At 66.2% G+C, this 25,416-nt stretch carries 24 protein-coding genes and 1 pseudogene; 12 read left to right on the top strand and 13 right to left on the bottom strand.

The window, feature by feature from the left end; all coding sequences use genetic code 11:
• Window positions 1-90 precede the first annotated feature (90 nt).
• Together PKB_RS30575 and PKB_RS30570 are read left to right on the top strand one after the other, a co-directional pair.
• Window positions 91-1,365: pseudogene (locus PKB_RS30575) on the top strand (cache domain-containing protein); the annotation flags it as partial.
• Window positions 1,366-1,668: 303 nt separating this feature from the next.
• On the top strand, window positions 1,669-2,223 hold the full coding sequence (locus tag PKB_RS30570) for a methyl-accepting chemotaxis protein (protein ID WP_422613536.1): 555 nt from the start codon (window positions 1,669-1,671) through the stop codon (window positions 2,221-2,223).
• Between the two features lie 665 nt (window positions 2,224-2,888).
• Here PKB_RS30570 and PKB_RS29125 read toward each other — a convergent pair.
• From PKB_RS29125 to PKB_RS13100, 9 genes are all read right to left on the bottom strand, one after another.
• A protein-coding gene (locus PKB_RS29125; protein WP_422613530.1) for an IS3 family transposase occupies window positions 2,889-4,030 on the bottom strand; the annotation gives its coding sequence in 2 pieces (ribosomal slippage) (window positions 2,889-3,778 and window positions 3,778-4,030; 1,143 coding nt in all).
• A gap of 127 nt (window positions 4,031-4,157) precedes the next feature.
• Window positions 4,158-5,108, bottom strand: coding sequence for a PDR/VanB family oxidoreductase (locus PKB_RS13135; protein ID WP_043252346.1), 951 nt, complete (start codon window positions 5,106-5,108; stop codon window positions 4,158-4,160).
• A 136-nt stretch (window positions 5,109-5,244) separates the two neighbouring features.
• Entirely contained in the window at window positions 5,245-5,985 is a 741-nt protein-coding gene (locus PKB_RS13130) for an SDR family NAD(P)-dependent oxidoreductase (RefSeq protein ID WP_043252343.1), read from the bottom strand.
• Between the two features lie 10 nt (window positions 5,986-5,995).
• Window positions 5,996-6,490 (bottom strand): aromatic-ring-hydroxylating dioxygenase subunit beta, encoded by a 495-nt coding sequence (locus PKB_RS13125; RefSeq protein WP_043252341.1) that lies wholly within the window; start codon window positions 6,488-6,490, stop codon window positions 5,996-5,998.
• Entirely contained in the window at window positions 6,487-7,770 is a 1,284-nt protein-coding gene (locus PKB_RS13120) for an aromatic ring-hydroxylating oxygenase subunit alpha (RefSeq protein ID WP_043252340.1), read from the bottom strand. Before PKB_RS13120 ends, PKB_RS13125 begins: the two co-directional genes overlap by 4 nt.
• Before the next feature lie 10 nt (window positions 7,771-7,780).
• Window positions 7,781-8,926 carry an amidase gene (locus PKB_RS13115; protein ID WP_043252338.1) on the bottom strand — a complete coding sequence of 382 codons (1,146 nt, stop codon included), beginning with the start codon at window positions 8,924-8,926 and terminating at the stop codon, window positions 7,781-7,783.
• A complete protein-coding gene (locus tag PKB_RS13110) occupies window positions 8,923-9,429 on the bottom strand; it encodes a nuclear transport factor 2 family protein (protein WP_043252337.1) in 507 nt (168 codons plus the stop codon). Before PKB_RS13110 ends, PKB_RS13115 begins: the two co-directional genes overlap by 4 nt.
• Window positions 9,430-9,432: 3 nt before the next feature.
• Window positions 9,433-9,804, bottom strand: coding sequence for a hypothetical protein (locus PKB_RS13105; protein ID WP_043252335.1), 372 nt, complete (start codon window positions 9,802-9,804; stop codon window positions 9,433-9,435).
• A gap of 21 nt (window positions 9,805-9,825) precedes the next feature.
• On the bottom strand, window positions 9,826-10,980 hold the full coding sequence (locus PKB_RS13100; RefSeq protein ID WP_043252333.1) for an acyl-CoA dehydrogenase family protein: 1,155 nt from the start codon (window positions 10,978-10,980) through the stop codon (window positions 9,826-9,828).
• A 235-nt stretch (window positions 10,981-11,215) separates the two neighbouring features.
• Here PKB_RS13100 and PKB_RS13095 point away from each other — a divergent pair, with 235 nt between their 5' ends.
• The 7 genes from PKB_RS13095 to PKB_RS13065 all read left to right on the top strand — a co-directional run bounded on the left by PKB_RS13095 (window position 11,216) and on the right by PKB_RS13065 (window position 17,415).
• A complete protein-coding gene (locus PKB_RS13095) occupies window positions 11,216-12,706 on the top strand; it encodes a PAS domain-containing sensor histidine kinase (protein ID WP_043252330.1) in 1,491 nt (496 codons plus the stop codon).
• Between the two features lie 188 nt (window positions 12,707-12,894).
• Window positions 12,895-14,043: an amine dehydrogenase large subunit gene (locus tag PKB_RS13090; RefSeq protein WP_043252328.1), complete on the top strand. Its 1,149-nt coding sequence runs from the start codon at window positions 12,895-12,897 to the stop codon at window positions 14,041-14,043.
• A 12-nt stretch (window positions 14,044-14,055) separates the two neighbouring features.
• Window positions 14,056-14,595 (top strand): MauE/DoxX family redox-associated membrane protein, encoded by a 540-nt coding sequence (locus PKB_RS13085; RefSeq protein ID WP_043257282.1) that lies wholly within the window; start codon window positions 14,056-14,058, stop codon window positions 14,593-14,595.
• A gap of 3 nt (window positions 14,596-14,598) precedes the next feature.
• On the top strand, window positions 14,599-15,216 hold the full coding sequence (gene mauD / locus PKB_RS13080) for a methylamine dehydrogenase accessory protein MauD (protein ID WP_043252325.1): 618 nt from the start codon (window positions 14,599-14,601) through the stop codon (window positions 15,214-15,216).
• Window positions 15,217-15,234: 18 nt separating this feature from the next.
• On the top strand, window positions 15,235-15,756 hold the full coding sequence (locus PKB_RS13075; RefSeq protein ID WP_043252323.1) for a methylamine dehydrogenase light chain: 522 nt from the start codon (window positions 15,235-15,237) through the stop codon (window positions 15,754-15,756).
• 7 nt (window positions 15,757-15,763) lie between these two features.
• The gene (locus tag PKB_RS13070) at window positions 15,764-16,288 is read left to right on the top strand and encodes a cytochrome c family protein (protein WP_043252320.1); all 525 of its coding nucleotides are present in this window, start codon (window positions 15,764-15,766) and stop codon (window positions 16,286-16,288) included.
• A gap of 179 nt (window positions 16,289-16,467) precedes the next feature.
• The gene (locus PKB_RS13065) at window positions 16,468-17,415 is read left to right on the top strand and encodes a phospholipase D family protein (RefSeq protein ID WP_043252319.1); all 948 of its coding nucleotides are present in this window, start codon (window positions 16,468-16,470) and stop codon (window positions 17,413-17,415) included.
• Between the two features lie 328 nt (window positions 17,416-17,743).
• Here the strand turns inward: PKB_RS13065 and PKB_RS13060 are convergent, their stop codons facing one another.
• On the bottom strand, window positions 17,744-18,163 hold the full coding sequence (locus tag PKB_RS13060; RefSeq protein ID WP_043252318.1) for a cupin domain-containing protein: 420 nt from the start codon (window positions 18,161-18,163) through the stop codon (window positions 17,744-17,746).
• Between the two features lie 177 nt (window positions 18,164-18,340).
• Between PKB_RS13060 and pdxR the strand changes: the two genes are divergently transcribed.
• Entirely contained in the window at window positions 18,341-19,783 is a 1,443-nt protein-coding gene (gene pdxR / locus PKB_RS13055) for a MocR-like pyridoxine biosynthesis transcription factor PdxR (RefSeq protein WP_043252317.1), read from the top strand.
• Here pdxR and ilvA read toward each other — a convergent pair.
• Window positions 19,780-21,294 carry a threonine ammonia-lyase, biosynthetic gene (ilvA, locus tag PKB_RS13050; protein ID WP_043257281.1) on the bottom strand — a complete coding sequence of 505 codons (1,515 nt, stop codon included), beginning with the start codon at window positions 21,292-21,294 and terminating at the stop codon, window positions 19,780-19,782. The two genes, pdxR and ilvA, sit on opposite strands and share 4 nt — an antisense overlap.
• 11 nt (window positions 21,295-21,305) lie before the next feature.
• Window positions 21,306-21,734 (bottom strand): YybH family protein, encoded by a 429-nt coding sequence (locus tag PKB_RS13045; RefSeq protein ID WP_052355273.1) that lies wholly within the window; start codon window positions 21,732-21,734, stop codon window positions 21,306-21,308.
• A 426-nt stretch (window positions 21,735-22,160) separates the two neighbouring features.
• Between PKB_RS13045 and PKB_RS29600 the strand changes: the two genes are divergently transcribed.
• Window positions 22,161-22,325, top strand: a complete 165-nt coding sequence (locus PKB_RS29600; RefSeq protein ID WP_156958030.1) for a hypothetical protein — start codon at window positions 22,161-22,163, stop codon at window positions 22,323-22,325.
• Window positions 22,326-22,359: 34 nt separating this feature from the next.
• Here the strand turns inward: PKB_RS29600 and PKB_RS13040 are convergent, their stop codons facing one another.
• The gene (locus PKB_RS13040) at window positions 22,360-23,247 is read right to left on the bottom strand and encodes a Dyp-type peroxidase (RefSeq protein ID WP_043252316.1); all 888 of its coding nucleotides are present in this window, start codon (window positions 23,245-23,247) and stop codon (window positions 22,360-22,362) included.
• Between the two features lie 417 nt (window positions 23,248-23,664).
• Between PKB_RS13040 and PKB_RS13035 the strand changes: the two genes are divergently transcribed.
• Window positions 23,665-25,131, top strand: coding sequence for a high affinity choline transporter 1 (locus PKB_RS13035; RefSeq protein WP_043252315.1), 1,467 nt, complete (start codon window positions 23,665-23,667; stop codon window positions 25,129-25,131).
• Window positions 25,132-25,416 lie beyond the last annotated feature (285 nt).

Raw genomic sequence — 25,416 nt, 5'->3', positions numbered from 1 at the left:
CACCCGCTGCAGACCCGCCCGCGCGCCACGGCCGTCCCCTATCACGGCCCTGGCGGGCCGGCGGGTTTCGCAGTTTCAAGGAGGCAATCCATGCGCAGCATCCAGTCCACCCTCCAAGGGCGCATCACCTGGCTGGCGGGCCTTTGCCTGCTGGGCGTGGCCGCCAGCCTGATCGGCCTGTCGCTCTACCAGGCGCGCCAGGACAGCCAGGTAATCAAGGACGACAGCGGCAAGCTGTTCGCCGAGTCCGCCCGCGCCAGCCTGCAGACCCAGGGCCAGGTGCAGGCGCTGCAACTGCAACGCCAGTTGCAAGACAAGCTGCTGCTCGGCGAAGGCCTCTCGCGGACCCTGCAGGCCCTGCGCGACCAGAACCACCAGGGCAACCTCGGCGCCGAGGCGCTGCGCCGCAAGCTGGTAGCGGAAATGGGCGGCACCCTGGCCGAACACGCGGAGCTGCTCGGCCTGTTCGTGGTCTTCGCCGCCGACGGCCTGGATGGCAACGACGCCGCCTTCAAGGCCCGCGAGGACCTGGGCAGCAACGAGAACGGCCGCTACACCCTCTATCTGCTGCGCAGCGACGGCAAACAGCAGAACGTGATCGGCACCGAACTGGTGCTCGCCGACACCACCCCCGGCCCGAGCGGCCAGCCGTACAACGCCTTCTTCACCTGCTCACGGGACAGCCTCAAACCCTGCGTGCTCGACCCCTATTTCGACGACGCCTCGGGCCAGCGCCGGCTGGTCACCAGCATCACCCTGCCCGTGCTGGAGAACGGCAAGTTCGTCGCCGTGGTCGGCTTCGACATCGACCTCGCCGCCCTGCAACAGAACAGCGTCGAAGGCAGCCGCCAGCTGTTCGACGGCCAGGGTCGCATCCGCATCCTCAGCCCGAACGGCCTGCTCGCCAGCGACAGCGCCAACGCCGACGGCCTCGGCAAGCCGTTCAAGGACCCTGCGCTGCCGCAGGCACTCGGCGACATGGCTCAAGGCCGCTCGCTGACCTACGACGAGGGCGCCGACGTCAGCGTGCTGAGCAGCCTGGTACCGCTGCCCGGCGCGCACCCCTGGGGCATCCTGCTCAGCGTGCCCAAGCAGGTGCTGCTGGCACCGGCGCAATCGCTGAAGAACACCCTCGACGCGCAGCGCACCCATAGCACCTGGCTGGAAATCGGCCTGGGCGTGCTGGTCGGCGTGTTCGGCCTGTTTCTGGTAGCGCTCACCGCGCGCGGCATCAGCCGGCCGATCCTGGGCCTGGCGCGCATGCTGGAAGACATCGCCGACGGCGAAGGCGACCTCACCCGCCGCCTCGACTATCCGCGCGGCGACGAGCTAGGCCGTCTGGCGCGCGCCTTCAACCGCTTCCTCGACAAGCTGCAACCGAGCATCGCCGCCGTGCAGGCAGCCAGCGGCGAGGCTCGTTCCGGCGCCGATCGTTCGGCCTCCATCGCCCGCCAGACCAGCGACGGCATCCAGCAGCAATTCCGCGAGATCGACATGGTCGCCACGGCGCTGCAGGAGATGTCCGCCACGGCCAACGCCTCGGCGCAAAGCGCGGCCAGCGCCGCCGGAGCCGCCAGCGAAGCCGAGCGCGCCAGCCAGGAAGGCTACGCCACCATCGAGGCGACCAGCGCCGGCATCGACGCCCTCGCCGGCGACATGAACCAGGCCATGGAAGAGCTGCAGAACCTCTCGCGCAGCAACGACCAGATCGGCGCGATCCTCGAAGTGATCCAGAGCATCGCCGCACAGACCAACCTGCTGGCACTCAACGCGGCCATCGAAGCGGCACGAGCGGGAGAGTCCGGCCGTGGCTTTGCGGTGGTCGCCGATGAGGTCCGTGGCCTGGCCAAGCGCACCCAGGACTCGGTGGAAGAAATCCGCGTGGTGATCGAAAACCTGCAGGCCCGCAGCCTGTCGGTGGCCGGCGCCATGCACAGCAGCTACCGCCAGGCTCAGGACAACGTCCAGCAAGCCCGCCAGGCGATAGACGCACTGCAACGCATCACCGGCGCGGTGAACCTCATCAGCGACATGAACCTGCAGATCGCCAGCGCGGCAGAAGAACAGAGCAGCGTGGCCGAAGAGATCGGCCGCAACATAGGCGCGATCCGCGACGTCACCCAGGCCCTCTCCGACCAGGCCGAAGCCTCGGCCCGCATCAGCCAGCAGCTCAACCAGAGCGCCGAACAGCAGCATCGGCTGGTGCAGCAGTTCAAGGCGTGATGCAGGGCGTACAACCAGGCGAGGTTGTGCGCCAGGAAAGCACCTGAAGGAGCGGATTCATCCGCGAAAAACCCTGCGCCTATCCCCTTGCAGGAGCGCGCCATGCGCGCGATTCGCGGCCATGGGCAGCTCCTACACAGGGGAACTCTCTGCCGTGCGGTTCGCGAGCAAGCTCGCTCCTACGAAGAGCAGGAGTGTCCGCGCACTCCGAACCGCCCCTTACAGAAGGCCGAGCAAAGCCCACGCAGAGGAGGTTGCGCGACATGGATGTCGCAAAAGCCCCGATGGGCTACAGGGACGTACCCTCGGGGCGGGCCTCCGGGTGTGTGGGGATGTGCGAGGGAAGTCCGGCTCCGCCGGACCCGTATGTCGGGGCAAGACTTTTGCCCACTTTGTGTCGTTTGACAAAGTGGGTCGCCGAGAGGCGAAACAAGATCTATCCGAACACACAGAAGCGGCGCAGAAACACGAAGTCTTCTGGGTCCCCGCATTCACGGGGATGACGTGAAGGGAAATATCGCGCGTGACAGTAGGAGCGACGGGGGCGCCTAGCCCTTGTCCGCGAAAAAGATCGCGGATGAATCCGCTCCTACAGGGATACACCGTGCAACGCGGTTCGCGGATGAGATTGAAGTGGTCAAGTAAAACTGGACACTGGTTTAGGTCTATCCAGCCAGCTCTTCACGCCGTGCTGGTGTCTGGTAATCGTTGTGGCTGTGTGGCCGTTGATGGTTGTAGTAATCGGTCACGTAACGCAGCACGTCGGCTTCGGCCTGGGCCTGATCGACGTAGCCAGAGGACGGCACCCATTCCGACTTGAGGCTTCTGAAAAAGCGCTCCATCGGCGCGTTATCCCAGCAGTTTCCTCGACGACTCATGCTTTGCCGGATGTGGTAGCGCCATAGCAACTGGCGGAATTCGAAGCTGGTGTAATGACAGCCCTGGTCGGAGTGGAACATCAGTTGCTGGGGCATCCCCCTGGCTTCATAGGCCACCCGCAGAGCCCGACCGGTCAATTGTGAGTCTGGCCGGTTGGACATAGCCCAGCCGACGATCCGGCGGGCATACAGGTCCATTACGGCGGCCAGGTAAATCCAGCGGCCACCGGCCCAAATGTACGTCACGTCCCCGCACCACACCTGGTTGGGGCCGCTCACATTGAACCGACGCTCCAGCTCATTGGCCGCGATGGCGCTGTGTTCCTTGGCAACCCGGTAGCGATGTTTACGGCGCTGCGTGCTGACGAGACCGGCTTCTTTCATCAACCGAGCGGCAAGATAACGACCCGCGTGAAAACCCTCGTTACGCAGGGCCGCCGACAGGGTTCGGGCGCCCGCCGCGCAGCGGCTTTGGACATGCAGTTCCACCACGCGCCGACGCAGCGCTTCCCGTCGACTGCAAACACGCGCCTGCCGGCAGCGCACCGCATAAACACTGCTGCGATTCACCTGGAATAACCGGCACAGCTCCGTACGCGAATACTGCTCGCCCAATGCCTCGACCAGCCTGATTAGTCGAGGGCGTCCGACATCAAGAGAGCTGTAGCCTTTTTTAGAATCTCTTTTTCCCGCTCCAGGCGACGGACCTGTGCCTCCAGCTCCTGAATGCGCCGCTGCTCCTCTGTCAGCGCCTTGCTATGCGCAGGCGTCTGGCCGCCACGCTCCAGTTGCAACTGCGCCACCCAGCGACGCATCGCCGTGGGCCCCACCCCCATCGCCTTGCAGGCGGCCGGCACCGTATAGCCTTGATCCACCACCAAGCGGGCGGCTTCCAGTTTGAAATCTGGACTGAATGATCTTCTGCTCATGAACACCTCTGCTGTGGGCAAAGCTTAACGCCCTATCGGGGTGTCCAGAATCATTAGGCCACTTCATGGAGCTGATCCTGTAGGAGCAGCGATTCGCGGACAAGGTCCGCCTACTGAGGAGTCGCGATCAGAGATCCAGCACCAGCCGCGCTGATTTGGCGCGGGAGACGCAGGCGCAGATCTGCTTGTTCGACGCCTTCTCCTTGGTCGACAGGCAGTTGTCGCGGTGCTCGGGTTCGCCTTCCAGGACTTCGACGATGCAGGTGCCGCAAATGCCTTCGCGGCATTCGGTGTCGATGTCGCAGCCGTGGGCCTGGAGGACGTCCACCAGGCTGCTGTCGGCCGGGACGTGCAGGACCACGCCGCTGCTTGCCAGCTCGACTTCGAAGCTGCCGGCCGGGGCGCTGTTGGCGGCCGGGTCGGCCTGGAAGTGTTCCAGGTGGATGGCGTCTTCGCTGCGGCTGCGCTTGGCGACGTCCACCACTTTGTTCATGAACGGCGCCGGGCCGCAGGTGTAGACGTGGGCCGCTGCCGATGCGTTCTCCAGGCAGGCCGCCAGCGCGGCTTCCAGGTCGGCCGGCTCCACACCGTAGTGGAACTGCACCTTGCCGGCGAAGGCCGGGCCGGACAGCAGCTCGACGAAGGCCGCATGCTCGGGCGAGCGGGCGAAGTAATGCAGCAGGTACGGTTCGCCGTTGGCATTGAGCTTGTAGGCCATGCTCAGCAGCGGCGTCACGCCGATGCCGGCGGCGAACATCACGTGCTCGCGGGCTTCCGGGGCCAGACGGAACAGGTTGCGCGGCGCGCCTATGTCCAGCTCCGCGCCCTCTTCCACGTCGTGCAGTGCGCTGGAGCCACCGCGCGAGGCGGCTTCCTTCTTCACTGCCACCAGGTAGGCGCCGCGGTCGTCGGGCGGGCTGCACAGGGAGTATTGGCGGGTCACCCCGGTGGGGCCGGTGACGTCGACGTGGGCGCCCGGCTCGTAGGCGTCGAACGGCTGGCCGTCGCTGCGCACGAGGCGGAAGGAACGGATGTCCAGGGCTTCGTCGACGATGCTTTGGATTCTTACCTTCATCATGGTCTTACCTTGCAAGGCTTTCTGGGCGGACGACGGGCGCCCTCTCCACGGATTCGGCGGATAACCGTTCCGGTTATTCGCCCTACGTCGGGATCGGCGTAGGGCGAATAACGCTCTGCGTTATCCGCCGTCTTTCTCAACGCATGAACAAGCCGCCGTTGATGTCCCAGCAGGCGCCGGTCACCGAGGTGGCGTTGTCCGCGACCAGCAGCAGCACGCTGTCGGCCACGTAGTCCGGATCGCCGAGGCGGCCCACCGGGATGGTCTTGAGGATCTGCTCCAGGCGCTCCGGGGCCACGGTTTCGCGCACCACCGGCAGGTCCAGGGGACCGGGCGAGATGCTGTTCACCGTGACACCAGCCGGCGCCAGCTCGCGGGCGAAGACCTTGGTCAGGGTCGCCACGCCGCCTTTGGCCGCGGCGTAGTGACCGCCGGTGGCGGTGCCGCCGTTCTGCCCGGCCAGCGAGGCGATGTTGACGATGCGGCCGAAGCCGCGGCTGGCGAAGTGCGCGCCGAACACCTGGCAGGCGACGAAGGTGCCGCGCAGGTTGACTGCCATGGACGCGTCGAAGTCTTCCGGGCTGATGTCCATCAGCGCAGCGACCTTCGACACCCCGGCGTTGTTCACCAGGATGTCGCAGCCGCCCCACTGCTGTTGCAGCAGGTCGCGGGCGCGCTCGAAGTCGGCCTTCTCGCGGACGTCCAGCTCCAGCGCGAGGGCGCTTGCGCCGCTGGGGTCGAGCTCATCGGCCAGGCGCTGGGCGTCGTCCAGTCGCACGTCGGCCAGGGCCACGCGGTAGCCGGCGCCGTGCAGGCGCCGGGCGATGCATTCGCCGAGGCCGCGCGAGGCCCCGGTGACGAGTGCGGTACGGGTCATGGGCGGGTCCTCAGAGCAGGAAGCCGATGGCGCCGAGGGCGTCCTGGGCGTTGATCAGGCGCACCACCTTGCGCACCAGGCGCGGGCCTTCGGCGGTGAAGCGGATGCGGTGCTCCAGGTCCGCGACGAAGGGCGTGTGCACGCCACGCTTGTAGGCGTAGAGGATCTGCGCCGAATGCACTTCGACCAGATCGCCCGCCGCTTCCACCAGGCGGAAGCGCGACACGCTGCGCACGGTTTTCGCCGCATCCACTGCCGACGGCGAGAAGCCGGCGCTCAGACGCTCGATGCGCAGGGCGCGCATACGTGCGTCGTCGAAGGCGTAGTTCAAGTTGGCTTCGAAGTCGTCGCCTTCGGCGATCGGCACCACGTAGATGCCCTCCTCGCTCCACAGGTCGCTCCACTGCGCGTAGTCCTTGCGGTCGAGCAGCTCGGCTTCGCGCCAGATGAATTCGATGGCCTGGACCAGCGGGCCGGAGAAGCCGTTCAGGGTGTCGTTGCTCATTGGCTCATCATCCTTTTCCACATTTGGTAGGCCTCGCGCATGCCGCCTTCGTCGGTAGCATGGGAAACCTTGTCGCCGTTCTCGGCCACGATCTCGCGGTTCAGCCCGCGGTTGACCAGGATCGGCGCGTCGGGGCCGGCGTAGGAGCCGCGCTGCACGCGGTCCCAGGCTTCGGCGTCGTCCGGGCTGCCGAAGCCGAACGGGCCCTGGAAGTGCTCGTGGATGCGCAGGCGTTCGCGGTTGGCGATTTCCGGGCCGCCGTCCATGCCGAGGGCGACGTGGCGGATCTCGGTTTCAGTGACAGAGACCGGGCGCAGCACGCGGAAGAACGACATGGACATGGCCACGTTGGGGAACAGGTTGAGGTTGAAGCCGGCGCCGTGCAGCGAACGGACGATGCGGCGCACCTGTTCCGGCGGCAGGGTTTTCGACAGTTCCTCGGTGACGTGGGCGAAGCGCTCCTGGAGCTGCTCGGTGCCGTCGTCGTGGTCGAGGTCGACGTGCTCGGGGACCATCACCATCACGCTGTGGCCGTTGCCCAGGGCGTGGGTCACTGCCTGCGGGTCGGTCATGAACGAGAGCATTTCGCTGGTCTCGTCATCGACCGAGGACATCCACGACTTGTGCACGATCGGGAAGTGGTAGCCGTCGGTGGTGTTCTCCAGCTGGATCTTCCAGTTGCCCTTGAAGGTGAACTTGTGTTCGCCCTGGGTCTTGATCGGGTAGCCGGCGCCCTGCTTCATGAACAGGTCCATCCAGTGCTTGGCGCCGCCGAGGAAGTCTTCCAGCGGCTCGATCTCGGCGTTGTAGCTGGCGAAGATCATGCCGGCGTAGCTTTCCACGCGCAGGCTGGTCAGCGGCAGCTCGGCCTTGTCGAGGATGTCCTCGTAGCCGTCCGGGTACGGCAGCGCGCGCAGCTTGCCGTCCAGGCCGTAGGACCAGCTGTGGTACGGGCAGGTGAAGCCGGTGGCGTTGCCCTTGTGCTTCTCGCAGACGGTGGCGCCACGGTGGCGGCAGCGGTTTTCCAGGACGTTGATGACGCCCTTCTTGTCGCGTACCACGATGACCGGGCGACGGCCGATCATGGCAGTCTTGAAGTCGCCGGGGTTGGCCACTTCGCTGACGTGCGCGACCCAGACCCAGGTGCGGTAGAAGATCTTCTCGAGCTCGGCCTCGAACAGCGCAGGGTCGTGGTAGAGCGAGACGTCGACGCGGTCGGATTGGACCAGTTGCTCGGGGCTGCCCGTCTTGGCGATCAGCCGGTACTCGGGGGCACTCATGGGGTTCTCCTCATGCCATTTTCTTGTTCGTTGGCCGCTCGGCGGCCAAGGCTTGTTCCAGCTGCGCGCCAAAGGCGCAGACGCGTTCGTCGTCGCCCTTGCGGCCGACTATCTGCAGGCCGACCTTGAGCCCGCCGTGTTCCAGTTCCACCGGCACGCTGAGCGCCGGATGGCCACTGAGGTTGAAGGGGCGCACCAGCGAGGTCAGCGCGGCCACGCTCTTGCCGGTGCGCGCTTCGGAAAGCAGCGGCGGCAGGCTGGCGAGGGTCGGCAGCAGCAGTACTTCGTAGTCGTCGAGGGCGGCATCGATGGCACGGCTGAAGCTCGCCCGCACGCCTTGCGCATCCGCAAGCTCCGCCGCAGTGGTGCGACCGGCGGCGAGCAGACGCTGCTCGACGTCGGCACCCAGCAGTCCCTTGCCAGTGAGCTGGCCGAGAGCCGCCCAGTTCTCGTGGTTGATGACGGTGAGCCCAGCGGCGAAGGCTGCTTCGAACTCGCCTAGGTAAAGGCTCGCCCGCCGCCAGCCGGCGCGGTCGGCGGCGGCACCCAGGCAAGCCTGGATGTGCGGGTCGGCGGGCACTTCGAGGAAGACCACGCGGGCGTTCGCGCCGGGCAGTTCGCGCGGGGCGAAACCGGGGCAGATCACCTGCATGGCTTCGATCAGGCTGGCCATGTCACGGGCGAAGGGCCCTACGCAATCCAGGCTGCTGTGTTCGGGGTGCACGCCTACGCGGCTGACGCGGCCATAGGTCGGCTTGAGCCCGGCCACGCCGCAGCAGGCCGCCGGCACACGCACGGAGCCGCCGGTGTCGGTGCCCAGGGCGATTTCCGCCAGGCCCGCCCCCACCGCTGCGGCCGAGCCGCTGGAGGAGCCGCCGGGTACGCGGTCGGGCGCCTGCGGGTTGACCGGCGTACCGCTCCAGTCGTTGATGCCAGTGACGCCGAAGGCCAGCTCGTGCAGGTTGGTCTTGCCGACGATCTTCCAGCCGGCGTCCAGCACGCGCTGCACCACTTCGGCGTGCCGGGCAGCTGGCGCGCTGTCGGCCAGCGCACGGCTGCCGCAACGGGTCGGGTAGCCGGCGATGTCGATAGTGTCCTTGACGGCGACGCGCTTGCCGGCGCCGCCCAGTTCGAATTCGCTGACGAAGATGCTCATGCCTTGCCCTCCGCGAGCGCGCCCAGCGGCATGGCCAGCAGGCGCCGGGTACGGAAATGACTGATCTGCCAGGCCTCGCCGACGCGGCGGAAGTCGAGGTTCAGGCGGGTGCCGAAGAGTTCGCTGCGGCCATCGGTGTAGGTCGACACCTGCTGCATCAGCCACTGGCCGCTCGCCTTCTCGCCGCCCTCTTCGACCGCGATGGATTCGCTGCCGATGAAGTGCAGGTTGAGGGCGAAGTGCTCGGCCGGCGGCAGGTAGCCCGCGACGAACGCGGCGACCGCCTCACGGCCCTGGTGGCGGCCGAAGCTCTGCTCGGCGCGCGCGCCCAGGCCTTCCCAGACGGCGTCCTCGGTGAACAGCTCGGCGAGCTCGGACTGCAGTGCCAGGCTGTCGCGCGGCACGTCGCAGAGGTCCATGTAGCGGGCCATCAGGCGACGCACGGAGGCCTCGCCTTCCAGCCGCGCCAGGCGCGCTTGCAACTGCTCCAGGGCCTGGCTCATGGCTTAGCTCCGCGCAGCTTCAGGGATGGTCAGCGGACGGCCGATGCGCGCTTCGATCTTGGCGTACTTCCACAGGCTGTATTCGCCGACCGGCACGGTACGGAACAGGTTGCAGGCGTCCACCACGGTCTGGTGGCAGTCGACGTCGGCCATGATGTAGACGGTCCAGGGCGAAGTAGTGGAAGCGCCGACCATCAGGCGGTCGTCGTCCAGTACACCGAGGACGTTCATGCCGGGCAGCGCGCCCAGTTCGCCCATCATCTGGCTGAAGCCTTTCCAGACGCTGAGGCCCTCACCGGTGGGCAGGTCGAAGAAGTTCTGCGTGATGCCGATGCAGAACAGCACGCGCATGGGTTCGGCGGTGGGACGGGTCATGGTTTCTTGTCCTTGTGTCGATCAGAGGTAGCCGGGGAACGGCGGCACATCGAGCAGCACCGCACCGGCGCCGTCGTACATGCCGTCGCTGAGGAAGGCGTGCTGGGTCACCACCATGGCGTCGCGCAGGTAGCGCTGCAGCGGGTGGCGCAGGTAGATGGCGGTGGTGCCTGCCAGGCTGTAGGCGCGCTGCACGACTTCGGCACCGGCGCGCGATACATGCACGGCGGACAGGCGCAGCAGGCTGACCTGCTCGGGCGTCACCGGATTGCCGGCGAGGATCGAGGCCCAGACCTGCTCGGTGGCGTCGTAGAAGAAGCCGCGCGCGGCGTGCAGCTGAGCTTCGGCCTTGCCCATCTCGATGCGTACATAGGCACGATCGGAGAGCTTCGGCGCGCCGGTCACGCCGCTGCCGGAGGCCATGCGGGCGATCTCGTCGAGGGCGGCGCGGGCCAGGCCCAGGTTGACCACCGCCAGCACTTGCGCTGCGTAGGCGATGGTCGGGTAGCGGTACAGCGGCTCGTCGATATTGCTCTGGCCGCCGCGGATGAAGGTCCAGGCATCCGGCACGAAGACGTCATTCAGGCGCAGGTCGTGGCTGCCGGTGCCCTTGAGGCCGACCACGTCCCAGTTCTCGACGATCTCCACGTCACGGGCACGCAGCAGCGCGGTGCGCGGCTTGCCGCCCGGGCCGCCGATGCCGATGCCGACGCCGAGCACGTCCGCGCCCTTGCAGCCGCTGGCAAACTTCCAGGTGCCCTTGACCTTCCAGCCGCCTTCGACCTGCTCGGCCGGCTGGATCGGGAACAGGCCGCCGGCGAACACCAGGTCCGGGCCGTCCTTGTACAGCTCGGCGAGGGTTTCGCGCGGCAATGCGGTGAGGTAGGTGCTGGCGCTGCCGAAGCTGGCGACCCAGCCGGCCGAGCCGTCGGCTTCGGAGATACGCTCGATCAGGCGCAGGAACTCGGCCGGCGGCAGCGCGTCACCACCGAAGCAGCGCGGGGTCGCGGCGCGGTAGATGCCGACTTCGATGAAGCGCTCGATCATGTCGCGCGGCACGTGGGAGCGGGCGTCGAACTCGTCGCGGCGCTGGCGGACTTCTTCGAGGACCTGCTCGAAAAGCGCAGCGCGGCTGGCGAGGGTCGAATCAATTTCGGCGGCGACTGAACGCGACATGGGCGTCTCCCTGTGTTCTTGTGGGCCGACCGTCCGGGGAAGCCGGCGGTCGTCGATGGGGCCCAGTGTAGGGAGCGTGCCGAGAGTGCCTCTATTGGGGCGTGCCGCCCGCGTTCTAAAGGAATCCCCTATTCCCCGCCGGGTTGTTTCCTAGCGCCGACAAGCTAGGCTGCGCGCTATAAAGCCGTACCCCCGCCACCGCGGGAAACGCGCACCGTCATTAGAGTTGCCCGCCATGTTCCAGCCTGCCGAATCCGACTTCCACGCCCTCATCGAAGCCATGCCGCTGTGCATCATCCTGCACGACGCCCAGACCAAGGAGATTCTCTGGGCCAACGGCGCCGCGCTGCGCGTGCTGGGTTTCAGCCTGGAGGAACTGGTGCCGCTGAAGGCCCCGGACATGACCAGCCCGGCGCCCAAGTACCGCCGTTCCATCGGCCTGCGCTGGCTGGAGGGCGCGGCTCGCACCGGGCAGCGCACCATCGAGTGGTGCTACCGCTCCAAGCAGGGCGTGGACATTCTTTCCGAGGCGGTGGCCACCCTCGTCCACCTCGCCGAGCGCGACGTGCTGATGGTGCAGTTCCGCGACATCTCGAAAGAGGACAAGGTCAAGCGCGAGCTCAAGCGCACCGAGAGCCGGCTGAAGACCTTCCTGCAGGACCTCGCCGAGGGCGTGGCGGTGCTCGGCCCGCACGGCGAGATCCGCTACATCAGCGATTCCGCCCTCACCCTGCTCGGCGCCGCCGATCGCAAGGCACTGGGCCGCAACTTCCTCGACGCCTGCGACGAGCGTTCGCGCCAGCGCCTGCTCGAACACCTGGGCCGCACCCCGCCCAGCCGCGAACCCTACAGCGTGCATTACCACCTGCAGCGCGCCGACGGCGAATGGCGCTGGCACCACGCGACCTGCCGCTACATCGAGCTGGAGGACGACCTGAGCGGCCACCTGCTGCTGTTCCGTGACGTCAGCGAACAGGTGCGCGCCGAGGAAGCCCGCCGGCAGAGCGAGCAGAAGCTGGAGTACCTGGCGCGCTACAACGCCATGGGTGAAATGGCCGTGGCGATCGCCCATGAGCTCAGCCAGCCTCTGGCGGCCACCCGCAATTTCATCGAGGGCACGGCGATCCGCCTGGGCCGCCAGGGCGAGGTCGATCCGTCGCTGGCCTGGGGCCTGGATAGCGCGGTGCGGCAAATCGAGCACGCCTCGCTGATCATCAAGAGCGTGCGCGAATACGTGGTGCGCCTGGAGCAGGCCGAGCAGCGCGTCGACCTCAACGAACTGCTCGCCGACGCACGCTACTTCATCGACCTCAAGGGCCAGCCGGCCGGTGTCCGCCTGGAGCTGGCGCCCTGCGCCGAGGCGCTGCCGGTGAGCTGCGAGAAAGTGCTGATCGGCCAGGTGATCCTCAACCTCGCCTTCAACGCCATCGAGGAGATGGCCGAGCTGCCCGCCGGGCGCCGTCGGCTGCGCATCCATACCTGGCGTGACGGCGACAACGCGGTGCTCTGCGTCGAGGACAGCGGGCGCGGCATCGACGCCGGCGCGCGCGAACGCCTGTTCGACGGTTTCTTCAGCTCCAAGGTCAGCGGCAACGGCATTGGCCTTGCCCTGTGCCGCAACATCGTCTCGCGCCACCGCGGCGATATCTGGGCGCAGAACGTCGATTCCGGCGGCGCCATGTTCTGCTTCTCGCTGCCCTGCGCAGACCTCGCCGACCAGCGGTGAGGCAGGCCGCGCAAAGCGCGCCAATGCTTGTTCCGGCACGCTGGCGAAAACGCTGTCAGGGACACACAAGCGCTTGGCACGCAGAGCAAGTCAACGCACAAACACCCGCGGCAGACTAGGACTGCAGTCTTTTGCCCAGAACCGATCCGCGATCCGACAGCCAACAAAAATCGAGGGAGCCTCCCCCCATGCGAATAACCAGGATCCTTGCCCGTACCATGCTCGCACTCGGCGTCTCGCTGGCGGCAGCAGGCGGCGCCTATGCAGACCTTCCGGCCGAAACCATCGGCCAGGAAACCCTGCCGTTCCCGCCCAGCCCGCACCGCGCCTACATCATCGACGTCGAGTTCGAGAGTTTCGTGATCGGTCGCGTGACGGTGGTCGACCCCGAGAAGAAGAAGATGCTCGGCATGGTCAGCACCGGCTTCGCCGCCCCCTCGACCCTGAGCAACGACAAGCGCTACCTGTACAGCGCTGACCTGTACTACTCGCGCGGCACCCGTGGCACCCGCACCGACGTGCTGACCGCCTGGGATACCTCGACCCTGGCCCCGGCCTGGGAAGTGGTCATTCCAAGCAAGCGCTCCGAGTCGCTCACCCAGCGCTACGGCATCGGTTCCAGCAGCGACGACCGCTTCGTCTACATCTACAACTTCACCCCGTCCACCTCGGTGACCGTGGTCGACACCCAGTCCAAGGCCGTGACCAGCGAGATCGCCCTGCCCGGCTGCGTACTCGACTACCCGGTTGGCAAGCGCGGCTTCGCCTCCATGTGCGGCGACGGCAGCATGCAGCTGGTGACCCTGGGTGAAGACGGCAAGGAAGTCGCGCGCAGCCGTACGCCGTTCTTCGATCCGAACAAGGACAAGCTGGTGGAGCGCGGCATCGCCAATGGCGACACCTACTACTTCACCACCACCGAAGGCACCATCCACACCATCGACTTCTCCGGCAAGCAGCCCAAGGTCCTGCCGACCTGGTCGCTGACCACCGACGAAGAGCGCAAGGCTGGCTGGGCCCCGGGCGGCTGGCAGGAAATCGCCCTGGCGCCGAAACTGAACCGCCTCTACGTGCTGATGCATGACAAGCACGAAGCGATGAAGTGGGAAGATCCGGCCACCGACATCTGGGTCTACGATCTGAAGACGCACAAGAAGATCGGCACCCTGAGCTCGCCCAACCCGATCTGGAGCATGACCGCCACCACCGATGATGCGCCGCTGCTGCTGGGCGCCGACGTCATGGGCGGGCTGAACGTCTTCGACCTGAAGACCGGCAAGCTGACCGGCACCATGGAGAAGATCGCCAAGACGCCCACCCAGGTCCTGACCCACTAAAGGGGCATGAGCATGCAACCCGATCCCATCTACGTGATCGCCGCCGCCGTCTCGGTTGCGGTGATCCTGGCCAGCGCCGCCAGCCACAAGTGGCGCGCGCCGGGGCGCTTCGTGCGCCAACTGGAGGACTATCAGCTGCTGCCGCAGGCACTGCTGAAGCCCGCCGCCCGGCTGCTGCCGCTGGTCGAGGGCGCTGTCGCCTTCGCCCTGCTGGTGCCGGCCAGCCGTTCGCTCGCCGCACTCGCGGCGGCGGCGCTGATCGCGCTGTACGCCGCCGCCATCGGCATCAACCTGTGGCGTGGCCGCCGCGACATCGACTGCGGTTGCGCCGGGCCCGACCAGGCCCAGCCGCTGCGTCCGGTACTGCTGGCGCGCAACGCCGTGCTGGTCGCCCTGGCGCTGCTCGCCAGCGTGCATCCGCAGGCTCGCGAACTGGGCCTGTTCGACGGCTTCGTGACCCTGGCCGCCAGCGCCGTCGCCCTGCTCCTCTATGCCGCCGCCGATGGCCTGCTCGCCAACGGCCCCCGTCTGCTCAAACTCATTGGTAGGTGAACCATGGAAGCCATGATCGTTTCCAACGTACTTCTCTGGCTGCTGCTGCTCGCCCTGGCCTTCGTGGTCATGGGTCTGGTGCGCCAGATCGGTGTCCTCCACGGACGCATCGCGCCGGCTGGCGCGCTGATGGTCGACAAGGGCGTGGCGGTCAACGAGCCCGCTCCGCAAGTGACCGCCGCCGACCGTAACGGTCGCCCGGTGAACTTCGGCTACGCCGGCGACAAGGCCCAGCTGCTGTTCTTCCTCTCGCCGACCTGCCCGATCTGCAAGTCGCTGCTGCCGGCCATCAAGTCCATCGCCAAGGAACAGGCCGACCGCCTGGAAGTGGTCTACGTCAGCGACGGCGACCCGGAAGACCAGCTCAAGCTGATCACCGAGCACAAGCTGGAAGACTCCACCTACGTGGTCGGCCCGGAAGTCGGCATGACCTACCAGATCGGCAAGCTGCCCTATGCAGCACTGGTCGACAAGGCCGGCGTGCTGCGCGCCAAGGGCCTGGTGAACTCCCGCGAACACCTGGACAGCCTGTTCGAGACCGAGCACCTGGGCAGCGCCACCCTGCAGCAACACCTGCATGGCCAGCAGGCCCACGGTCACTCGCACTCGCACAGCCACTGACAATAAAAGGGATACCCGATGAAACTCCTCGACAAGTTCTTCGAGCGCTCCACCCGCCACGTGGCCGACACCACTTCCCGCCGCAAGCTGCTGGCACGCATGGGCTCGCTGATGGTCGCCGGTGCCGCCGTGCCCCTGCTGCTGCCGATCGATCGCACCAGCAAGGCCCTGGCCGCCGACAAGCCGATGGCCGGCGACCCGGGCGATCCGAACAGCTGCGACTACTGGCGCTACTGCTCCATCGACGGCTTCCTCTGCTCCTGCTGCGGCGGCACCACCACCAGTTGCCCGCCGGGCACCGAAGTCTCCCAGGTGAGCTGGATCGGCACCTGCCGCAACCCGGCCGACGGCAAGAACTACATCATTTCCTATAACGACTGCTGCGGTAAGCACAGCTGCGTCCAGTGCGCCTGTACCCGCAACGACTCGGAAGAGCCGGCCTACCGTCCGTTCAACAACAACGACGTGAACTGGTGCCTGGCGGCCAAGTCGCACATCTACAACTGCACCGTCTCGGTGATCCGCGGCGTCGCGGTGTAGGTTCGCCATGAAGCGCACGCTGTCGAGCCTCGCCCTGCTCTGCCTGCTGGCCAGCCCGCTGACCCAGGCGCGCAGCATTCCCGACCCGCACCAGAAGCACGCACCGGGCAACGAGGCGCCGCAGACGCCGATCGCCCAGGCCGGCTACAGCAACGCGACCAACTACCAGTTGGCCTGCGCCGGCTGCCACCTGAGCAACGGCATGGGTTCGAAGTCCAACGACGTGCCGCGCATGCAGGGCTTCGTCGGCAACTTCCTCAAGGTCGAGGGCGGCCGTCAGTTCCTCGTGCGGGTGCCGGGCATGTCGATGTCCCCGCTCAACGATGCGCAACTGGCCGACATGCTCAACTGGCTGCTGCGCAAGGACGGCATGGCCGGCGCCAGCATGCCGGAGCAGTACACGCCCTATACCGGCGAGGAAGTGGCGAGCATTCGCCACGAAACCCTGCTCAACCTGCCTGGAACGCGCGCCAAGCTGATCTCCGCCATGCGCGCCCAGGGCATCGCCGTCACCGATGGCATGGGCGACTGAGTCTGCAACTCCTTTGGTTCCGCTTCGGCCCGCCTCTGGCGGGCCTTTTTTTGCCTGCGATTCGCCATCCCGTGGCGGCGCCTTGCTCTACCGCAAGGGTTTGCGCGGCCTCCGTGGAACCGCCCTTGCGGGCATGCGACAATGGCGGCATTTGCAGAATCAACGCTGCTGGAGCACCTATGCAGATCCTCGATAATCAAAACGACCTCGCCCGCTACCTCGGCCAGCTGCGCGACAAGAAAATCACGGTCGTCTCCGCCTTCGCCGCCGGTACCGAAGCGCTGGTCCAGAGCCTGCGCGACAACGGCAACCGCCTGGACATCGTCGTCGGCACGATCAACTCCTTCACCTCGCCGGACTTCATCGAGTTCTGCATCGCCGAAGGCGGCGCGGACCTCACCCTGCACGTGGACTTCCGCTACCAGAAGAGCATCCACTGGAAGCTCTACCTGGTCGAACCGGACATCGTCATCCTCGGCAGCGCCAACTTCACCGAGATCGGCGTCAGCCTGACCCGCGACAATGCCGTGGTGATCCAGGACGCCGCGCTCTATCAGGAGCAGCTGGCCCGCGTCGCGCAGCTCAAGGCCACCGAAGGCGTTCTGCTGGCCAGCGACAGCGAGGCCTTCGACGAGGAACTGGAAACCTACCGCTTCCACCACCGCCGCATGCAGGCAGGCCTGGCGCGCACCGCGCAGTACCTGGACGGCGAAAGCTGGCTGGGCGAGGACTCCAACCAGAGCATTCCGCTGTTCATCTGGTACAGCGACCACTCCGAGGATTCCGAAAGCGCTGCCGAAAGCCACCTGCGCGCCAGCAGCGGCGTGGACTGGGACGACGTACGGGAGTTCTTCACCTACGAATGCGCCGAAGGCGCCCTGCCCTACGAGGAAGGCGACGTGGTGCTGACCGCGCGCTGCAACGGCTCGCACATCGCCTTCTTCACCTTCGACCGCATCCTCTACCGAGACGGCACCTACTTCATCTATTCGTACCGCAAGAAGCGCTACACCGCGCCCTTCAACCTGGACGACACCAAGGAAGGCCTGCGCGACGAGATCCCGCGCTGGTACGAGGAAGGCCGCACCGAGATGAACCGCGCGGACATCCTGCGCTTCATGATCTGATCCCCGCCGGACGATCCGCTCCTGCAACCCGTAGGAGCGGATTTATCCGCGAACCGCCCCGCACGCTGTATCCCCGCCGCAACACACGAATCCCCTGTAGGAGCGGCCCATGGCCGCGAATCGCGCGCATGGCGCGCTCCTACACAATGGCATCGGTGCGGGGATTTTCGCGGATGAATCCGCTCCTACAGAGTTACTCCAACCATTGCGCCCGCGCCGAACAGCCCCCTCTCCCGCTTGCCGGAGAGGGTTGGGGAGAGGGAGCGGAGCTGATCATGGATGCCAGAATTTCGCGGATAAGATCCGCTCCTACGACTGCATCAGGCTGTCACTGTTTCAGCGGCACCAGCGGCGGAGCCTTTTCGTCTAGCAGCAGCCACACCAGCAACTTCGCCGGCTTGCTTTCGCTGGCATTGCGCGAGACCAGGTGCGGCGTGTTGGCCGGTTCGTACCAGGAGTCGCCGGCCTTGTAGGTCACCGGCTGCTGCCCTTGCAATTGCGAGACCACCGCACCTTCCAGCACGTAGGCGAACACCGCGCCCTGGTGCAGGTGCGGAATCGAGACCTGGCCGGGCTTGTAGCTGACTTCCACCATCAGGCCCTTCTTGCCCGGGACATCCGCCAGCGCATGCTCTTGCAGCGGGGTGATCTTCTCGTGCTCACCGCTTTCGTCATGGGCCAGCGCCGGCAGGGAAAACGCCAGGGCCAGGCCGGCGAACAACAGGTGGCGCGGGGTACGGATCGACATCGTGCATCTCCTCGGGCGCTGTGCCCCTTCAGGTTCGGCGGCCATGTCGCCGCGATGGGTCCAAGCTACGCCCGCGCCCCGGACGCCCCAATAGCCAATCCCCGGCAAAAGCGGGAGGCCACTGGCGCGCCGCCGTCCAAACGGCATAATCCGGCAGATCGCAAACGGAGCGCAGGCATGGAACTTCACGTAGTCATCGAGGGCGACAAGGACCTGACCGGCCAGCTCTATCGCCAGCTGCGCGAGTCCATCGAAAGCGGTCGCCTGGCCGCCGGAACCCAGCTGCCGCCGACCCGCCTGCTCGCCGAGCACCTGGGGCTGTCGCGCAAGACGGTAGCCGAGGCCTACGCCCAGCTGACCTACGACAACCTGCTGGTCGGCAAGGTCGGCGTCGGCACCTTCGTCAACGCCCACAGCGCCCGCCAGCAGCACAAACAGCAGCCGACCGAGCTCGCCAGCGCCAGAGTGCTGGAGCATTGGCGCGGCATTTCCAGAGCGTTGCAGCACCCGGCCCTGGGCGTTCGCCTGCGCTATTCCTTCATCGGCGGCGCGACCTCCCCCAGCCACTTCCCGCAGGACGAATGGCGTCGCTGTGTGCAGTACGCGCTGCGCCAAAGCGCACAGGCGCGCGGTCTGTACAGCCAGGCCGAAGGGCTGCCGGCGCTGCGCGAGGCCATCGCCCGCCACGCGACCTTCTCCCGCGGGCTGCGCTGCTCGGCGGACGACGTGGTGGTTTGCAACGGTGCACAGCAAGCGCTGGATCTCATCTCGCGGGTACTCCTCGAACCGGGCTGCTGCGTGGCCGTCGAGGAGCCCGGCTACCCACCGGCGTATCAGCTGTTCGCCTCCCAGGGCGCCCGCGTGGTCGGCGTGCCGGTGGATGCCGAGGGACTGCGCGTGGACGCCATTCCCGACGATGCCCGGCTGATCTACGTGACCCCGTCGCACCAGTTCCCGCTCGGCATGCCGATGTCAGCCGCCCGCCGCCAGGCCCTGCTCGACCGCGCCTTGGAACTTGGCGCCATCGTCATCGAGGACGACTACGACTGCGAGTTCCGCTATGAAGGGCGACCCAACGACACCCTGCACAGCCTGGACCGCCACGGTCTGGTGGCCTACGTCGGCACTTTCTCCAAGACCCTGCTGCCGGAGTTGCGCCTGGGCTACGCGGTGCTTCCGCCGGCGCTGCTGCAGGCGGTTGGGGCTGCCCGGCAGCTGACCGACTGGCACACCTCGACCCTGATCCAGTGGGCGCTGGCGCGCTTTCTCCAGGAGGGTCACCTGCTCAAGCACATCCGCCGCTGCCACACCATCTACGCCAGCCGCCGCGAGCGCCTGCTGCAGCGTTTCGCCGGCGACCTGGCACCCTGGTTCGAGCTGGTGCCGGCGGTGGCCGGCTTCCATCTCGCGGTTCTCGCCCGCCGGCCGCTGAACATCCCGCAGCTGGTGGAACTGGCGCGCAAGGTCGACCTCGACCTGCTCGGCCTGACACCGTTCTTCCAGCAGCCGCCGACGCGCGACGGCCTGCTGATCGGTTACGGCGCCATCGAGACGCTGGACATCGACCCGGCGCTGGATCGCCTGCGCGACCTGCTGCAGACGCTCGCGCCGCTGCCCTAGCCAATGAATAGGCGGTAAGCCGGGTTGTCGCTCTCGTTCCAGTAGCGGTAGCCGATCTCGCCCAGCACCGCGTCCAGCTCACCCAATTCGTGATCGGGCACCTGCAGGCCGGCCAGCACGCGACCGTCCGCAGCGCCGTGGTTCCGGTAGTGGAACAGGCTGATGTTCCAACGCCCGCCGAGCTGGTTGAGGAAGTTGAACAGCGCGCCCGGTCGCTCGGGGAATTCGAAGCGGAACAGGCGCTCCTGCTCCACCTGCGGCGCGCGACCGCCGACCATGTGGCGGATGTGCAGCTTGGCAGTCTCGTTCTCGGTCAGGTCGAGCACCGGGAAGCCCTGGTCGCGCAAACGATCCACCAGCGCCGCGCGCGGGTCGTTCTGCGGATGGGTCTGGATGCCGACGAAGATCTGCGCTTCCTCGCTACGGTCGTAGCGGTAGTTGAACTCGGTGATCTGCCGCTTGCCCACCGCCTCGCAGAACGCCTTGAAAGCGCCCGGCCGCTCGGGGAGGGTCACCGCCAGGATGGCCTCGCGTTTTTCGCCCAACTCGGCGCGCTCGGCGACATGACGCAGGCGATCGAAGTTGATGTTGGCACCCGAGTCGATGGCCACCAGCGTTTGCCCGGCGACGTCTTCGCGCTCGACGTACTTCTTGATCCCGGCCACCGCCAGTGCGCCGGCAGGTTCGGTGATCGAGCGAGTATCGTCGTAGATATCCTTGATCGCCGCGCAGATTTCGTCGCTGCTGACGGTGATCACCTCATCCACGTAATGCCGGCAGACTTCGAAGTTGTGCGCGCCAACCTGCGCCACCGCCACGCCGTCGGCGAAGATCCCCACCTGCGGCAGCACCACGCGTTCGCCGGCGGCCAGCGCGGCCTGCAGGCAGTTGGAATCGTCCGGCTCGACGCCGATGACCTTGGTTTCCGGGCGCAGGTACTTCACGTAGGCGGCGATGCCGGCGATCAGGCTGCCACCGCCAACCGGGACGAAGATCGCGTCCAGTCGCCCCGGATGCTGGCGGAGGATTTCCATGGCCACCGTGCCCTGCCCGGCGATCACTTCCGGATCGTCGTAAGGTGGGACGAAGGTGTAGCCGTGCTCTTCGACCAAGGCGAGCGCGTGCGCCAGGGCCTCGGGGAAGGCGTCGCCATGCAGTACCACCTTGCCGCCGCGCGACAGCACGCCCTGCACCTTCAGCTCCGGCGTGGTGCGCGGCATGACGATGGTCGCCGAGACGCCCAGCTTCTTCGCCGCCAGGGCCAGGCCCTGCGCATGGTTGCCGGCGGACGCGGCAATCACCCCGCGCTGGCGCTCGGCAGCGGAAAGCTGCGCCAGTTTGTTGTAGGCGCCACGAATCTTGAAGGAGAACACCGGCTGCAGGTCCTCGCGCTTGAGCAGCACCTGGTTGCCCAGGCGCTCGGACAGCTGCAGCGCGGGTTGCAATGGAGTCTCGATAGCCACGTCATAGACCGGCGCGGCGAGGATCTTGCGTACGTAGCTTTTCAGCAGCGCATCCTGGCTCATGCGGTCATCCCCCGGGTTCGGCTGCCAGTGGGCGCGCCATCGAGAAGGTCGCTGCCGTAGGAGTTGTCGACCGCGCAACGCCATTGGCCGTCGGCTTCGCGACGGAACACGTAGGTCGCCTTGCGGGCCTGCACCTGCGGGCCCTCTTCGGTTTCGCCAGCCACCAGGGTGCGCGCCAGGACGAGCGCGGTGTCGCCCGCCTCCAGCACTTCCATGGCGGCCTGGCGGACCTGCAGGCAACCGTGGAAGTACAGGTCGATGGCGTCGAAGGCACGGCGGATCTGCGCCTTGCCGCAGACGCTGAGGCCCGGGCGCAGCACCAGGGTGGCGTCGTCGGTATAGAAATCCATTAGGGGGTCGAACTGCCGGGCGTTGATCAGTCGATCCGCCTGTTCGATGGCCTGGGTGACGCTGTGGGGGCTCATTGCCTGTCTCCTGCTGGGCGCTTCGTTCGGGGCCCGGGAGACAGTCTCAGAAAGAACCCGCCTCCAGGGCGGGTTCGGTGGACGTCGGCTAACCCGCCAATTGCGTAATGGCGGTAATAATGATCTGGCGGACGTTCAGGGATGTGCGATGCATGGCGGTCAACTTAGGCGAAGCGCAGGAGCGCCGTCAAGCCTCCGCGTCTACCAGCGCATTCTCTGCTTCTTGTCGGAACATTCGCTCTTGTTCGAGCGAATAAGCTCAGCACACGATTGCCAAAGGCCATTACAAGGCGACAAAATTACGGCGATTCTTAAGCAAGCCAAATAAAACAGGTCATTGACGCCAATTTAATGGCTCACGAAACCCAAAAGGCTTGCAGCGCCCCTTCGGCGCAATACCTGGACCCCGCATATGGAGATGCCGCCTTGCAAAACTTCCTGCACCACTACCGAACCGCCTACCGAAAATTGCGCGGGCTGCATTGCAACGCGGCGACCTCGAGCCACCGCGCCTTCCGCTACGCCGCCTTCGGTAGCACCGGTCGCTTCGTCAACGGTTATACCCAGATGCGCATTCATCTGAGCCGCTGAGAGAATGCCGGGCACCAGGGCCCGGCGAATTGCTTCAGGTCGACAGCAGCGCGCTCAGGTCGAGGACACCGGCATTGCACGGCGGGCACCAGTAGTAACCGCCCGTGAGCGGCCGGCTGAAGCGGTAGAGGGCGTCGACGATGCCGTCTTCCAGGCCGCTCATGCGCCGCAGTTGCACCTCGAAGGCATCCAGGGTGCAACCGAAGGCCAGGAACATCAGTCCGGCGTCGTTGCCTTCGGTCCAAGGCATCGAACGGCGTACCACGAAGGCCTCCGGCTCGAAGCTCTCCTGGGCGGTGCGCTTGACGTGGGCCGACTCCGGCGCCTCTTCCAGTTCCTCGTTGTCGCTCTTGCGCCGGCCGATGATGTCGTCCTGCTCGGCCTGCGGCAGGGCGGCGAACATCTGCAGCTGATGCCGCCATTTCTGGATCGCGGCGAAGCTGCCGCCGTCGAGACCACGACCGCTGCCGGCGACTATCGCGGCGCCGATCGCATCTTCGTCTTGCGGGTTCTCGGTGCCGTCTTCATAGCCGGTCAGATCATGGCCGGCTCCGTGACGGAAGCCTTCGGTCGCATCCACCAGTTCCAGTGCCGGCGACAGTTCACGCTGCAGCTCGTGGGTGCGCAGCAGCAACTCGCCACGCTCGGTGCCGCGCAGCCAGATCCACAGCGCGTGCTGGGTGGAGGGGTTGTCGACGCCAATTCCGGAGATTGCCGGGAAATCGCGCAGGCCTTCGATTCGTTGCCCCAGGGCACGCACCAGGGACTCGCCGAAGCCGACCACGGCGCCCATGCCATCGACCAGGCGTTGCAGACGGTCGAGGGCGGCCGGCAAATGCTCGACAGACTGCAGGTCGAAGAACAGGTGACGGGCCTGGCTGGGAACCGGGGTGGCGAGAATGCCGGGCTGGTAGTGGCTCATGGGGCGTCCTTGTGCGCAAAACCGCGATTCTACTGGCTGCAGGCAGTTTTCCATACCAGCAGTCACGATCCTTTCGGCGGCATCCCGCGGGTCCAAACTGTCGGACAATCGTTCTTCTTATCGAACACCCACTGTAAAAAGTTTCCGACCACCCAGCTGCCGATAAAGCGCTAAATCAACCACTTATCGGAATCAAGCCCGTCCAGCTGTCATTTTTTTCATTCAGACCCTTTGTAATTGTTTGACATATTTTACGTCTTTGGCAGACTGCTCGCCCGTTGCGAACCGGGGGCAGGCCACGTCACTGCCACCCGGGTTCCGGTGCGAGCCGGGACGCCATGTCCAAAAACAAAAACCTGCCAGCTGTGTCGCCCTACCCCGCGTGCCTGGCCAGCCAATGGAAGAAACGAAACCATCATGTTGATCTGGTTTGTCTCGATCTACCTGCTGATCACCGTCATCGTCGGCATCTACGCCGCCACCCGTGTAAAGAACGCCGCCGACTACGCCTCCGCCGGCCGAAGCATGTCCTTCCCGCTGGTCGTGACCATGGTGTTCGCCACCTGGTTCGGCTCCGAAGCGGTACTGGGCATTCCCGCCACCTTCCTCCAGGAAGGCTTCGCCGGGATCATCGAGGACCCGTTCGGCTCCTTCGGTTGCCTGATGCTGGTCGGCCTTGTGTTCGCCCGTCCGCTGTACCGCATGAACCTGATGACCATCGGTGACTTCTTCCGCAAGCGCTTCGGCCAGCACGTGGAAATCTTCACCAGCCTGGTGATCATCATTTCCTACATGGGTTGGGTTGCCGCCCAGCTGACCGCCCTGGGCGTATGCTTCAGCGTGCTCTCCGACGGCGCCATCACCACCACCCAGGGCATGCTGCTCGGCACCGTGATCGTGTTGCTGCACACGCTGTTCGGCGGTATGTGGTCCGTGGCCCTGACCGACTTCCTGCAGATGATCATCATCGTCTGCGGCCTGTTCTACCTGGTCTGGCTGATCGGCGACCTGGCCGGCGGCCCGCAAGCGGTGATCAGCCATGCGGCGGCCGAAGGCAAGTTCCACTTCCTGCAAGGCACCTCGGCCAAGGACATAGTGGCGTTCATCGGCGCGGCTGTGACCATGATGTTCGGTTCGATTCCGCAGCAGGACGTTTATGCCCGCGTGATGTCGGCCAAGACCGAGAAGATCGCCTCGCGCGCCACCATGACCGGTGCCACCTGCTACCTCGCCTTCTGCATGCTGCCGATCTTCCTGACCTACGCCGCGTCGATGATCGACCCGGAGATGGTCAAGCATTGGCTGAACGAAGATGCCCAGCAGATCCTGCCGCACCTGATCATGGAACGTACCCCGATGTTCGCCCAGATCATGTTCTTCGGCGCCCTGCTCTCGGCGATCATGTCCTCGGCCTCCGGCGCCCTGCTGGCCCCGTCGGTGACCCTGACCGAGAACATCCTCAAGCCGATGCTGCCGCACCTGAACGACCACCAGGCCCTGAAGCTGATGCGTATCAGCGTACTGGCCATGACCGTCGCCACCTGCGTGTTCGCCCTGTACTCCAACGCCAGCATCTACGAGATGGTCGGCAACGCCTACAAGGTGACCCTGGTCGCCGCAGTGGTGCCGCTGTTCTTCGGCCTGTTCTGGAAGCGCGCGACCACCCAGGGCGCCCTGACCGCCATCGCCTTCGGCCTGATCGGCTGGGTGTCGCTGGAGATGGGCTACCAGGAAGGCGACTTCTGGCCGCCGCAACTGGTAGGCCTGCTGTGCAGCGCACTCGGCATGGTCATCGGCTCCCTGGCCCCGCAGTTCAGCAAGAACCACGGCGACCACACCGAGACCCTGACCGAGCAGGCAGCCGCGGCTGCAGCCGGCAACTGAGTCGAGCGTTCGCTATATAAGGAAGCCCCGCCTAGCGCGGGGCTTTTTCATGGCTGCAGAGAAAGCGCGGACGGAATCTGTAGGAGCGGCCCATGGCCGCGAATCGCGCGCATGGCGCGCTCCTACAGGTGAGATTGGCGCGGGAAGTTCGCGGACAAGGTCCGCTCCTACGGGATGACGCCGGTATCACCACCAACGCCGTACGGCTCCCTCTCTCCGGCTTGCGGGAGAGGGCTGAGGAGAGGGAGCGGCGTTCAACGTGGGTACGAGGGGTCGGAGTATTCG

The sequence above is a fragment of the Pseudomonas knackmussii B13 genome (genome assembly GCF_000689415.1).
In the GTDB taxonomy this organism is placed as follows: domain Bacteria; phylum Pseudomonadota; class Gammaproteobacteria; order Pseudomonadales; family Pseudomonadaceae; genus Pseudomonas; species Pseudomonas knackmussii.
Note: the sequence above shows the minus strand (reverse complement) of the source record. Positions and strands in the feature narration are given on the sequence as shown.

Bases quoted from the DNA above. Each gene is read 5' to 3' on its own strand.
- PKB_RS30570 (WP_422613536.1), top strand. From the start codon at position 1,669: ATGGAAGAGCTGCAGAACCTCTCGCGCAGCAACGACCAGATCGGCGCG.
- PKB_RS13135 (WP_043252346.1), bottom strand. From the start codon at position 5,108: ATGATGAAGGTAAGAATCCAAAGCATCGTCGACGAAGCCCTGGACATC.
- PKB_RS13130 (WP_043252343.1), bottom strand. From the start codon at position 5,985: ATGACCCGTACCGCACTCGTCACCGGGGCCTCGCGCGGCCTCGGCGAA.
- PKB_RS13125 (WP_043252341.1), bottom strand. From the start codon at position 6,490: ATGAGCAACGACACCCTGAACGGCTTCTCCGGCCCGCTGGTCCAGGCC.
- PKB_RS13120 (WP_043252340.1), bottom strand. From the start codon at position 7,770: ATGAGTGCCCCCGAGTACCGGCTGATCGCCAAGACGGGCAGCCCCGAG.
- PKB_RS13115 (WP_043252338.1), bottom strand. From the start codon at position 8,926: ATGAGCATCTTCGTCAGCGAATTCGAACTGGGCGGCGCCGGCAAGCGC.
- PKB_RS13110 (WP_043252337.1), bottom strand. From the start codon at position 9,429: ATGAGCCAGGCCCTGGAGCAGTTGCAAGCGCGCCTGGCGCGGCTGGAA.
- PKB_RS13105 (WP_043252335.1), bottom strand. From the start codon at position 9,804: ATGACCCGTCCCACCGCCGAACCCATGCGCGTGCTGTTCTGCATCGGC.
- PKB_RS13100 (WP_043252333.1), bottom strand. From the start codon at position 10,980: ATGTCGCGTTCAGTCGCCGCCGAAATTGATTCGACCCTCGCCAGCCGC.
- PKB_RS13095 (WP_043252330.1), top strand. From the start codon at position 11,216: ATGTTCCAGCCTGCCGAATCCGACTTCCACGCCCTCATCGAAGCCATG.
- PKB_RS13090 (WP_043252328.1), top strand. From the start codon at position 12,895: ATGCGAATAACCAGGATCCTTGCCCGTACCATGCTCGCACTCGGCGTC.
- PKB_RS13085 (WP_043257282.1), top strand. From the start codon at position 14,056: ATGCAACCCGATCCCATCTACGTGATCGCCGCCGCCGTCTCGGTTGCG.
- mauD (WP_043252325.1), top strand. From the start codon at position 14,599: ATGGAAGCCATGATCGTTTCCAACGTACTTCTCTGGCTGCTGCTGCTC.
- PKB_RS13075 (WP_043252323.1), top strand. From the start codon at position 15,235: ATGAAACTCCTCGACAAGTTCTTCGAGCGCTCCACCCGCCACGTGGCC.
- PKB_RS13070 (WP_043252320.1), top strand. From the start codon at position 15,764: ATGAAGCGCACGCTGTCGAGCCTCGCCCTGCTCTGCCTGCTGGCCAGC.
- PKB_RS13065 (WP_043252319.1), top strand. From the start codon at position 16,468: ATGCAGATCCTCGATAATCAAAACGACCTCGCCCGCTACCTCGGCCAG.
- PKB_RS13060 (WP_043252318.1), bottom strand. From the start codon at position 18,163: ATGTCGATCCGTACCCCGCGCCACCTGTTGTTCGCCGGCCTGGCCCTG.
- pdxR (WP_043252317.1), top strand. From the start codon at position 18,341: ATGGAACTTCACGTAGTCATCGAGGGCGACAAGGACCTGACCGGCCAG.
- PKB_RS13045 (WP_052355273.1), bottom strand. From the start codon at position 21,734: ATGAGCCCCCACAGCGTCACCCAGGCCATCGAACAGGCGGATCGACTG.
- PKB_RS13040 (WP_043252316.1), bottom strand. From the start codon at position 23,247: ATGAGCCACTACCAGCCCGGCATTCTCGCCACCCCGGTTCCCAGCCAG.
- PKB_RS13035 (WP_043252315.1), top strand. From the start codon at position 23,665: ATGTTGATCTGGTTTGTCTCGATCTACCTGCTGATCACCGTCATCGTC.